Here is an 11,169-nt window from a genome sequence, read left to right on the forward strand (position 1 = left end):
CACTGGCAGACGCCCAGGTCGCTGGTTTCGATCTCCATGCCGGCAAGGTCAAACGTCTCGAACGCCCAGCGGACGCTTTCGGCTACGAAGGCGAGCACCTCGGGCTTGGAGGGGCAGGCGTGCAGGACGGTTTTGGGCCCGAAGAGACCCAGCGGTTTGGTTCTCGGTTCGCCCTTTTCGTCGACGGCGATGCAGTCGGGATGCTCGCGGAGGAAGGTATCGAGGCAGTATTTGTGGTCGCCCTCGTAGTAGACTCCGCCGTAGGCGTACAGGCCGACCATGGGAAACACATCAACGCCTTTGGACCGGCCGTGGTCGATCAGCCGGCGGGCGTAGTCCTCGCCGCCGTGGGCGTCACGGAACAGGCCGACCACGCACGCCGCGTCAAAGCCGTTGTCGGCCAGGAAGTCGATCATGCGGACGTGGTCGGCCAGGAAGGCGGCTGGTCGCTTGGTATAGGGGTTGGAGGCCCCGGTGTTCTGCTCGCCCCAGGCCCGCGGAATCCAGTTGATCGAGTGGTCCCACATCCAGGCCAGGCGAAGGTCGAAGGGATCGCTTTCCGGAAGTGCGTGCGAGGCGTTCTTGTCCGCCACGGGTCTGTCTCCGTATCGGTCAGCCGTGTCCGACGGCTCCCGCGAGAGCCGTATCGCGCCTGATGGTAGCAGGGGATATCGAATATGCAATGCCGAAAAACGGATGATCGGGTCAGGGCTCGGGCGGGGTGTCGGGCCGGCGCTGGAGGATGCTGTACTGGTTCCGGTACCGGCCCGGGCTCATGCCGTATTCCCTGCGGAAGAGGTTGCAGAAGTAGCTGAGGTTGTCGAAGCCGACCTGATAGCAGATGTCCAGGAGCTTGCGGTTGGTCCCGCTGAGCAGGCGGCAGGCCTGCTGGAGACGCTGCTTGGCAATGTAGGTGGACGGGGTCATTCCGAGGAACTTCCTGAAGGTTCGCGAGACGTGCTCGGGCGAGACGCCGGACATGGCCACGATGTCCGGCACCGAGACCGTCTTGTCAGGATTCAGTTCGACCTGCCGGATCGTCTGGATCAGCCAGGCCGGCATGGTGTTGGCCTGCGGACGGTCGGTGAACGGAAAGACGAAATGGTCGAGGATGATTTCGAAGAAGATCCTCGGCAGGCTCACCAGCCGCTGGGTCGGATCGGTGGCGAGTAGGGCGTCGTTGAAACCTCTGGCGACGCGGTCGAGTTCCTCGCCGCGCAGCGAGACCGTCGGCGGCATTTTCGGGTTCAGGAGGCGAGTGCGGATGCCCGTCTGGCCGCAAATCTTCTCGATCTGCTCCAGCTTGTCGTCGCTGAACATGAGGTTGTAGTACGCGATGCCTTGGCCGGCGATATCGTGAACGTCCTTTGGGCGGATCAGCAACAGGTCGCCGGCCTTCGAGCCCACGCGGCGATCGTTGAGGGTCTGGACGACCTGGCCGTGGGTCACCAGCATCAGTTCGCTATAGAAGGTGTGGGTGTGCCAGGGGTAGCGCCAGGGCCGTTCGGACTGGACGAAGGTCAGTCCGTAGCCGGCCAGCTCGCGGTACTGCTCGGTCTTCACTGGGGTATCCGCCATCGTCGGCTCCAGCCGGAGATCAAATAAGTGCAAACGAAATCATATGGACGCAAGATTTGAGCCTGTATTTGTGGTATAAGATATGGAAGATGTCATATGAATGCAAGTTTCAATGCTCGCTTGGGATATCTATATAAATGATGCTTGCGGAAATCAAGTGGCGAGGGAGCAGAAGAAGCAGGAGAGACTGCGCATGAAGACACGAACGCCAGCCGGGTTAGCCTTTACGCTGATCGAGCTTTTGGTGGTGGTGGCGATCATCGCCGTGCTGGTTTCGCTGTTGCTGCCGGCGTTGGCCACAGCCCGCGAGCAGGGGCGGGCGATCCAGTGTGCCAGCAACCTGAAGCAGGTCGGGTTGGCGGTGAACCTCTACGCGGACAGTCACAACGATATTCTGGTTCCCAGTTGCCTGACGTTCGATCAGGTCAGCGGCCCTTTCTATGAAGCCCATACTCTGCTGGCGAATCTGGGATATCTGGCTCCAGTTGGGGCGTGGACGTGTCCGTCGTTGCCGGAACAGATGGATGGGTGGTGGGTGAAGCAGGCCAGAGGAGGCGGGTATGGCGTCAATCACCTTCACGTGCACTTTACGAATATAGACTGGATGAGTGTCAACCTTCGGCCGGTGACGCGGAGTTCACTTTTTCGGGCGAGTTCGGTGCTTTCGTTTGTCGAGGTCACGGACCTGAGGTCCTATCACAGTTCGTTTGGATGGGGCTACCCGTATTACGCGCTGTGTCCCGTTACGCCGGGCGCGACACACTACTGGGGTCCTGGGGCGACGGGTGAGATGATCTCGCAACGGCACAACCAGACCAACGTCCTGTTCGCGGATGGGCACGTGGCGGGCGTGGAGTATTGGGATCTGGTCGATAACGCGAATGATATCTGGGGTCATTTCGACCGTTAGCCGGATGCTTCGCCTGTTTGATGGCCGCTGTGAATCGAACGCTGACCTTTGCGTGAGGAGTGAGTATGAAATCAGGCTGGAGAATTGCACTCGCCCTCTTTGGGCTCGTTGTCCTGGCCGGCGAAGCGTTGCCGGAGATTCCACCGTATCTGCCGGAACGCCGGCCGGTTCCCGTTCGTGAGAAGGATTACTGGATTCAGCCGGACCAGGTCCGGCTGACCACGGTGGACGGCGGACCGCTCGTTCCGAGCGAGTTCGTCGAGATTCGTTCGCTCAACGATCGGCAGTGGAGGTTTTCCGGCGTGGTCAACGCGGATACGCCGGACGACGAAGGGCTGGATGTTGCGAGCTATCAGCCGGGCTTTGACGACAGCGGGTGGGACCACATCGCGGTACCGCTGAACTGGTACGTTCAGTATCCCCAGGCGTACCAATCGCCGAACGAGTTTGCGGGCCGCTATTTCAAAGGGTGCTATCGGCGGACGCTGGTGCTGACGGCGGGCGATCTGGCTGGGCGGCGGGCGATCCTCCATTTCGGCGTGATCGGCTACGAGGCGAGGCTTTTCGTCAACGGCGAGGAGGCGGGGGGCCATCACGGCGATTTCGTGCCGTGGGACGTGGACATCACGCCGTGGGTTCGGCCGGGCGAGAACACGCTGGCGATCCGCGTGGTCAGCGACTTCGGCGTCAGTCCCGCCGTCCGGACCTACGGTTCGCAGTGGGCCAGGAACGACATTAAAGCGGGACTCTGGCAGGAGGCGGAACTGCGGCTGGAGCCGGAGGTGCGGGTGGGCAGGGTGTTGATCAGCCCGGACTTGAGCGAGGGAGGGATTGGGGTTGAGGCACAGATTTTCAATCACACCGCGGAGGGACTCGACTGTCGGCCGGCGGCGGTTGTCTCGAGTGCGCTGCGCGACTCCAGAGAGCCGGTCTGCTCGTCCGTCGAATTTCCCGCAATGACGGCTGTTCCGGGGGAGAGTCTCCTGCGCGGCTTCGTCAAGCTGAACGATCCCGTCCGATGGACCCCGGACGATCCGCATTTGTATTACCTGAGCATCTATCTTCGCGGGGCCGACGGCAAGGTGCTCTGCGCGAGATCGGAGCGGTTTGGGTTCCGGGAGTTCAAGGCGAAGGGGAAGAATTTTCATTTGAACGGGGAGCGGATTTATCTTTTCGGGGAGAACTTGCCGGTGATGGCATTCGGAGGGCGGGGACAAACGCGCGAGGAAGAAGAGAGCCGGATGGCCAAGGATATCTGCGGGTACAAATCGCTTGGTTACAATATCCTGCGGACCGCGCACATGCCGGCGCTTCCGATGTTTTATGATCTGGCGGACGAACTGGGGATGCTGGTGTATGACGAGTGGGGGTGGGCGTTTACTACCGTGATCGAGGAAAAAGAATTTGCCCGGCGGAACGATCAGGAACTGACGGAATGGGTGTATCGGGACCACAATCATCCTTCGGTGGTGATGTGGAGCGGCGGGAACGAGGTGACGCATTCGACGAGTCCGGCGGTGAAACGGCAACTCGACCGGCAGGTGGATTTGATTCACGGTCTGGACCGGCAGAAGCGGCCGGCGGGGAGTTTTTCCGCATCGGCTTCGCAAGGTGCTTTCGGGACGGCGAAGCTCAATACGGATTTTGTCGATCTGCATGATTATCTGGGCATGGCGGGTCATCCGTGGACCAGGTGGAATTCATCGTTTGATAACCATTATCGCCGGCTGGCGCGGACGTACGCTAAGAATGAACAAGAACTCGCCATGCCTTATATTATATGGGAATGTGTGGGTTTTTCATGGGGCTGGCATCGAAATGAGGCGTTTAAGCTTAACGACATTTATGACTATGCCTGGTATGTGAAGAAAGAGGATATCAGCAATTGGGGTGAACATTACGGGATCGGGCTGGCGGGGACATTGGGACTGGATACGGCGTTGAAGAAAGGGGTGTGCGCCGGAGAGGCTCCATATGGCCGGCGGATTTTGGGTTTGATTCGCCAGAATTTGGATATTCAGGGCTTCGCTCCGTGGTTCAGCAATCCGGGTCTGGCGGAGGCGACGATCTGGAATCAGCCGGTGTACTGCGGGTTGCGGAATGAGGCTTATCTTCCTCCGCGGCATCTTTTCTGGGGCCGGGCGTACACGCGAACTCTCTTTGTCGTCAACAGCACCAACAGCGATCTTGAGGGTTTGCGAGGGGAGCTTTCGCTGGCCCGTGAGGACGGGACGGTGGAAACGCTCACGGAAATCCCGGTCCCCGACGTGAAGGCGTGGTCTCAACATCTGGGGAAGGTCGATTTCAGACTGCCCGAACTGCCGGCGGCGGAGCACGGCCAGCTTCGGGTGACATTGTGGGCGGGGGACCGGCAGATCAGCAGGAACTTCCACGAGATTTTTGCACAGAGCGCGGAGGTCATGGCCCGGCCGATTGCCGCTCCCCGTACGACGGCAGTTCTGGATTGCGGACCGAACAACGACGTCGAGGCCACAGCGGCCGTTCTGAGATCGATGGGGGTGACGCCGCGGATCGTCGATGGCCTCGAGGGACCGTTCGTCGACTTCGATCTGCTGGTTGTTCCGGCTATTCCGCGGGACCAACGGTCGCCGGTCGATGAGGGCGCTTTGCTGGAACGGGTGCGGCAGGGGGGGCGGCTCTTGATACTGGAGCAGGGGGCGGGTGTGGCGCCGGTGCTCAGCGGGTATCGCGTTGTGCCGCCCGGGAACACGTTCGTCGATCTGGTGATTCCGGAGCATCCGGTCTTCCGATCGCTCAATCAGGAGTGCTTCGACACGTGGGAGGATGAGGAGAGAGGCTATGCCGTTCAGTTCGTGCTGTCGCCATTTTCGCTGAACGCCGTGGCGGTTCGGGGGCCGCTGTTGGCGAGGCCGGGCGTGGGGATGGCGGTGATGGAGGCGAAGTATGGGGAGGGGCGGATCTTCGCTTCGCAACTGGATGCGGTCCGACTGTGGGGCAAGGACAGCGTGGCGACGACGTACCTGGCCAATGTGGTGAACTACATGGCCGGGCGCGGGCCGCTCTATGATAACGTTCAGCCTCTGGTCGAGGTCAGCGACCGGGGTCAGGTTGCCGACTCGGTTCGGTTGACGCCGATCGATCTTCGACCGTACGCCAATCGCGATTTTGCCGACGAATCGGACAAGGGCGGACCCGAAGGCTGGACCGGGCAGGGGTCGGAGAACGATTTTCGAATGATGCCGCACGGACGGGTGTACGTCGGGAAGATCGTGTTTGACGTTATCGATCCTGCCACCAACAACGGCAAGGGGGCGTTGATCCTGCGCGGGGCGGAGCGGCCGAAGTTTCCGGCGGCGATTTGTGGCATCAAGATCGGCGGGAAGTTCAAGCGGTTTTTCTTTCTGCACGGATACGCATGGGGCACGGGCGGCGAGGCGGGGCGATACCGGTTTCATTACGAGGACGGTCAGTCCGCGGACTGTCCGCTCGTCGAGGGGCGCAACATCGGAGACTGGTGGAACTGCCGCGACATGCCGGAGGCGTGGATCGGGATCACCGGCGTTAACGGCCTTGGGCAGGATGTCGGGGTCTTCGTCGCTGAGTGGACGAATCCTCATCCCGAAAAGAAGATTGTGAGTATGGATTTTGTCTCCGCCGGCTGTGGAGACGGCGGCATCAACTTCAACAATACGCCGGCATGCGTGCCGTTCCTGGTGGCGATGACCGGCGAAGCGGATTAGGTGAGCAGGTCACGTCGCCTTGATTACATGGAGAAGCAAATGGCTCGAATCTTCAAAGCCGTTCTGGTTGTCGCCGCAGCGTTTTTCATGCTCCACGGCGGTGCGCGCGGTGTCGAGGTCCTGCTGGATGCGGATTTCGGCCAGAGCACGGTGGAGAGGAACAACCAGGCCGCTGGGTCGTTCAGAGGCGTCCTGCCGGAAGGGTGGACCGACAGCTACGTCGGCTGGTCCAAGTCGGATATCCAGTCGCAGGTGGTCGCGGAGGATGGCACGAGCTTCCTTCGGCTGACCATCGCCAGGATCGACCCGTCGGGCAATCCGCAGTTGATGGTCGGGCTGCCGCCGATGGCTGACGGCGAGCACTACCGGCTGATCCTTCGCGCCCGCAACCGGTCCACCGGTCCGCTGTCGTTGGGCGTTCGCATGGGTCCGGCGCCGTACCACTATCGCTACGAGCGGCAGTTGGGATGGTCCGCCGAGTGGGTCGAGAAGAGTTGGGTTTTTCGATTGAACCACAAGACGGGCGAATCGCTTGGGCTGTTTTTGGCCCCTTGCGGGTCCGGCGTGGTGGACGTGTCGCGGGTTCGGCTTGAGAAGCTCAGCACGCCGGAAGAGGTGGCGGCGGCGTATCCGCGGCCGGACAAGACGGCGAGGAACTTCTTCCGCAACAGCCGCCTGCCGCTCGGTCTTCAGGCCGGATGGAATCTCGGCCGCTATCCGCATCCGTCGCTGGCGGCGCATGCGAACCTGGCGCAGCACCTGGAGGGCCGGGAGTTTCTCAAGGCGGTGGAACTGGGCGATGGGATCTACGCGTTTGTCTTTGTCGGCCGGGATCGCACGGTGGCGGTGATCTCGGGGCGGCCGGGTTGCGCGGCGTACCGGCTTCCAGTCGCGGAAGGTCTGGAAATCCGCGATTTGTTCGGCAATCCGCTGCCTCAAGGCGCGAGCTACAGGGGAACTCTGATGTTTGTCGAAACCGCGATGGCGGCTGATGCGATGGAGAGGCTGTTTACGGGTCAGCAAGCAGAATCGCAGTAGCTCCCTCAGGAATCACGTACCGGAGGAGCGGCCTGAAGCCTCTTTCAGAAGTTCAATCGAACGTGTGAGGGCATCGAGGCCGCTGTGTTTCAGGAAGTTTGCGGGCGGGACTTCCAGGATGATCGTCTGGTCAAAACCGGCTTGGATCAGGAGGTTCAGTAGCTTTCGCCACGGTCGGTCGCCCGGCGAAAGCGGCAGATGGTCTTCGCCGTTCACGTCGTGGCAATGGACGTGGACGACTTGCCGCAGCAGGGCAGCGGGCGGTTCGAGCGGGCCGCCGAACCGCTGGATGTTCATGGCCGCATGGCCGAGGTCCAGGCACGCCGGCGTTCCGCTTTGCCGAACGACCGCCAGGAGCTCGTCGTAGCTGTCGCCGATCCGCATCATGTCCTCATCGGGATTTGGCGCGATCTGGAGTTCGGCGACCGGCTGAGCGTTGGGATAGTGGCTTTGGGTGAACGACCTCGCCCAATCGAAGAACGCGATGGAGCGTTCGACCAGGTGCGATCTTGGGACCGACTTGGGCCCGGCGGCCGAATGGACGTTGACGACCACCGCTGACCGCTGCATCCGTGCGATCTCGTCGGACAACTCGAACAGCCGCTCGAAGTAGTCGCGACAGACGTTGCCGGCTTTGTCCTCAAAGCCGCCGGGATTCTGTGGTGCGGCCTCGGTGTACGGGTGCAGCGAGACGGCGAGCCCCGCTTGGCTGCAGATCCGTGCATGGTCCAGGACGTCGGCCTCCGAGGTCTCCGGTCCGACCGGCGTCTCGATGCCGTGAAAACCCAGCGACCGCAGAAAGACGGGCACGTTGCACGATCCGTACAATCGGCGGTAGAACGGGTTCGCCGCAAAGTCGATGTCCAGTTTGAGCCCTATCCGCATGGTTCTCCCTCCGACCATCCCTGAAGCTATTGTACCCTTTTCTGGGCCGATGTCTCGCCTTTCGTGACGAGGGCGACTCGAACATCGCAGCTACGGTGCGGTGCCTGGGAAACGTTCGCCCAGGAGCATCCGCAACGCGGCGTTGGCGGCGGTCAGGCCGAAGATGCCGGTGAGGGTGGGCAGGCTTGGCAGGGCGGGGCGCGGGCGGCCTTGGGCGTGATGCTCCTGTTCCTCCGGCTGTGCCAGCGGGATCGGATCGACCGGTTCGGTGGAGTAGATGCACGGCACATCGGTCGGCACCCCGCGCTGGCGGAGGCGCTTGCGGACCTTGGCGGCGAGCGGGCAGTGCGTGACTGCCGCCAGCGGCCCGACCCGCACCGCCGCGGGATCGGTCCGCAGAGCCGCACCCATCGCTGAGAGGACCGGCACGTTGCGTTTTACGGCTTCAATCAGCAGGTGGACCTTGGGATTAAGCGAATCGATGGCGTCGATCACCAGGTCCGGCGGACCGTCGAGCACGCGGTCGAGCGTGTCGGTGTGGACGAAGAGCTCCCGAGCCTCGACCCGGCAGGCCGGGTTGATATCCAGCACGCGCTGGGCGGCGAGCCGGCATTTGCTTTGGCCGACGGTGGAGTTGAGGGCGTAGAGCTGACGGTTGATGTTGCTCGGCCGGACCACGTCGCAGTCGATCAGACGCAGCCGTCCCACGCCGGCCCGGGCGAGCGCCTCGACGGCGTAGCTGCCGACCGCGCCAAGGCCCGCCACCGCGACGAAACTCCGCTGGAGGATGCGGAAGGCCTCTGGTCCGATCATGGCGGCCAGACGGGAAAACTGTTCGGGGATCGGCTCGTGGTCGTGCGACACGCTGGGCTACCTCTCGATCAGGACGCTGAGGAATCGTCGGGCGTTGTCGGACAGAGCTGCGGCCAATTCCTCCGGCGGTTGACTGCGGAGTCGGGCCGCCTCAGCCAACACGAGCGGCAGGATCGCCGGTTCATTGCGGATATTTTCGCCGGACCGCCGAAAGGAGTCGGGGCAGCGATCCTGCGGCGGAGGCATGAACGGGGCGTCGCTCTCGAGCATCAGCCGATCGGCAGGGACGCACGCGATGGTCTGCCGGACGCGCTTGTGGTTCTCATGAAGGATGTTCGCGGAGAAGGAAAACCACGCATTCCGCTCGACCAGCCGTTCGATCAACTCGGCCGGGCCGCTGTAGGCGTGCAGCAAAAACCCAGCGGGCAGCGGCGGCTGGCTATCGAGGATCTCGATCAGCCGGCCCCAGGCTCGAAGGCAATGGATCGTCGCCGGCCGTTTGAGATGGCGAGCCAGGTTGAGTTGGGCTGCGAAGACTTCTTCCTGGGCCGCGTCGTCGCGAGGCGTCTGCCAGTGATCCAAGCCGATTTCGCCCACGCCGCAGGGAACCGAGCGGACCAGGTTCTCAAGCGTGGCAAGCCAACGGTCGCTGCGCTGCGCCATGTACCAGGGGTGCAGACCGAGACTGGGGATGATCGCAGGGTATCGCTGCGACAGATCGAGCACCGACGGCCAGTCCTCCTCGCTGCTGCCGTTGCACAGCAGATACCGCACGCCCGCCTCCGCCGCGCGGCACAGCACCTCGTCCAGGTCGTCGCCAAACGACTCGTTCTGGAGATGCACGTGGGCGTCCAGCAGTAATCGCGGCTTGGCGTTCATGTCAACCGCAAGTGTATTCCCCGAGCGGCCTGCGATCAATCGCCGGATCCGGGCGACCCGAGCATCGCAAGGAAATCGTCGAGATCGTAGACAAACCCGAAGGCCAGGGCGACCCGCCAAAGGGCGATCTGCTTGCACAGCTCGTCTCTCGCGGTTTCCTTGTTCTCCACGGCGGTGACGGCCTGGCGGATGGCCGAGCACATCAGGCCTCTGCGGCTCATGTCGGCCATGCCGCCGGGCGAAAGCAGCAGGCACCAGTTGATGGCGAAGCCGACGTAGACCAGGTGGGTGACCTCGTGATGCCGGCAGAGGGCGAAAAGCTGGTGGGCGTTTTCCGCCACGCCTTCGTCGCCGACCGGACGGGCCGGCTCGGGAAAGTCCAGCCGGGCGAAGCCTCGCTGGATATCGTCGGCGTTGTGGACGCCGGGCGATACGTGTTCGTGCCGAAAAGCACTGAGGGCTTGGACGATCGGATCGAACGCCATCCGCGGCGGTTCGGGCAATTCGGGGCCGGCCAGTTCCACCGCCCGCCGATAGCCGGGACAGGACTTGTAGTAATCGCCGCCGCCGACCACGTGGAACAGCGGAATCGGCGACCGCCGAACCGCCGCCAGCAAGGGCGGAAAGACCTCACGGACGATGCGTTCGGCGCGGGGCATGTACTCGACGAAGCGATGCCAGCCGGGGAACTGCTCGCGCGTCCCGGAGTCCCATGCGTGCATCACGACCAGGGCGGTGTGGCGCGGGTCGATCGGCAACTCCGCCGACTTCCATCCGCCGTATCCCTCAGCCGGCACGTCCAAACCAAAGTCCGCGTCGAAATGCCGGTAGTACCAGGTCTTGATTTTCATGAACGAGTTCCGGTTCATCCCTCAACGTCGGTTTCAACGAAGTCTTCGTCTGTTGTGCTTTGCAGAACAAAACCGCCCAGACGAAGCGAGCCGCCGTGCATCGTCGCATGGCGTACGGCGTTTTGGGCGTCCAGACGCACCCAGGCCAGCCGGCCGTCGAACCGCAGACCGAGCGACGGTTCGACGACGGTGCGGTCACCCGGCAGTGTTCCCAGCGGATCCTCCACGTCGACGGCGACCAGCAGATCGCGCCGGCCATCGGCCAGTTGCACTTCGAGGGCCACGTGCGTGTCGCCGGCCGGCCTGCCGGTCGAGGTCCGCAGATCAAGCCGCCTGATCCGGCGGATGCGCGACCGGTTCTCGTATGGCTCGAACACGCCGACGAACGTTGAGGCGAGCGGGGCGGTGGAGCTGCGCCTCCGAGCCATCACCGAGGGAATCCATGCTTCCGGTCCGTCGTAGCTGCCGACCACGACCCAGGTCTCGCCGAGCC

10 protein-coding genes are annotated in these 11,169 nt (G+C 62.8%); 3 read left to right on the forward strand and 7 right to left on the reverse strand.

Annotation, left to right across the window (positions count from 1 at the left end; genetic code table 11):
- Both GXY33_03130 and GXY33_03135 read right to left on the reverse strand, forming a co-directional pair.
- On the reverse strand, positions 1-593 hold a 593-nt coding region (locus tag GXY33_03130; protein ID NLX04120.1), incomplete at its 3' end, for a hypothetical protein.
- A gap of 112 nt (positions 594-705) precedes the next feature.
- Positions 706-1,578 (reverse strand): AraC family transcriptional regulator, encoded by an 873-nt coding sequence (locus GXY33_03135; protein NLX04121.1) that lies wholly within the window; start codon positions 1,576-1,578, stop codon positions 706-708.
- 193 nt (positions 1,579-1,771) lie between these two features.
- Between GXY33_03135 and GXY33_03140 the strand changes: the two genes are divergently transcribed.
- The 3 genes from GXY33_03140 (at position 1,772) to GXY33_03150 (ending at position 7,248) form a co-directional block, all read left to right on the forward strand.
- Positions 1,772-2,488, forward strand: a complete 717-nt coding sequence (locus tag GXY33_03140) for a DUF1559 domain-containing protein (protein NLX04122.1) — start codon at positions 1,772-1,774, stop codon at positions 2,486-2,488.
- Between the two features lie 65 nt (positions 2,489-2,553).
- Positions 2,554-6,210, forward strand: a complete 3,657-nt coding sequence (locus tag GXY33_03145) for a glycoside hydrolase family 2 (protein ID NLX04123.1) — start codon at positions 2,554-2,556, stop codon at positions 6,208-6,210.
- A gap of 39 nt (positions 6,211-6,249) precedes the next feature.
- The gene (locus GXY33_03150) at positions 6,250-7,248 is read left to right on the forward strand and encodes a hypothetical protein (protein ID NLX04124.1); all 999 of its coding nucleotides are present in this window, start codon (positions 6,250-6,252) and stop codon (positions 7,246-7,248) included.
- A 12-nt stretch (positions 7,249-7,260) separates the two neighbouring features.
- Here the strand turns inward: GXY33_03150 and GXY33_03155 are convergent, their stop codons facing one another.
- The 5 genes from GXY33_03155 to GXY33_03175 all read right to left on the reverse strand — a co-directional run bounded on the left by GXY33_03155 (position 7,261) and on the right by GXY33_03175 (position 11,107).
- Complete coding sequence (locus tag GXY33_03155) at positions 7,261-8,133, reverse strand: sugar phosphate isomerase/epimerase (GenBank protein NLX04125.1); 873 nt, start codon at positions 8,131-8,133, stop codon at positions 7,261-7,263.
- Positions 8,134-8,223: 90 nt separating this feature from the next.
- Entirely contained in the window at positions 8,224-8,946 is a 723-nt protein-coding gene (locus GXY33_03160) for a tRNA threonylcarbamoyladenosine dehydratase (GenBank protein ID NLX04126.1), read from the reverse strand.
- A 57-nt stretch (positions 8,947-9,003) separates the two neighbouring features.
- Entirely contained in the window at positions 9,004-9,825 is an 822-nt protein-coding gene (locus GXY33_03165; protein NLX04127.1) for a TatD family hydrolase, read from the reverse strand.
- Positions 9,826-9,860: 35 nt separating this feature from the next.
- Positions 9,861-10,676 carry a hypothetical protein gene (locus GXY33_03170; GenBank protein ID NLX04128.1) on the reverse strand — a complete coding sequence of 272 codons (816 nt, stop codon included), beginning with the start codon at positions 10,674-10,676 and terminating at the stop codon, positions 9,861-9,863.
- Between the two features lie 14 nt (positions 10,677-10,690).
- Entirely contained in the window at positions 10,691-11,107 is a 417-nt protein-coding gene (locus tag GXY33_03175) for a hypothetical protein (protein NLX04129.1), read from the reverse strand.
- Between the last annotated feature and the right edge of the window lie 62 nt (positions 11,108-11,169).

The organism is Phycisphaerae bacterium, assembly GCA_012729815.1.
In the GTDB taxonomy this organism is placed as follows: domain Bacteria; phylum Planctomycetota; class Phycisphaerae; order JAAYCJ01; family JAAYCJ01; genus JAAYCJ01.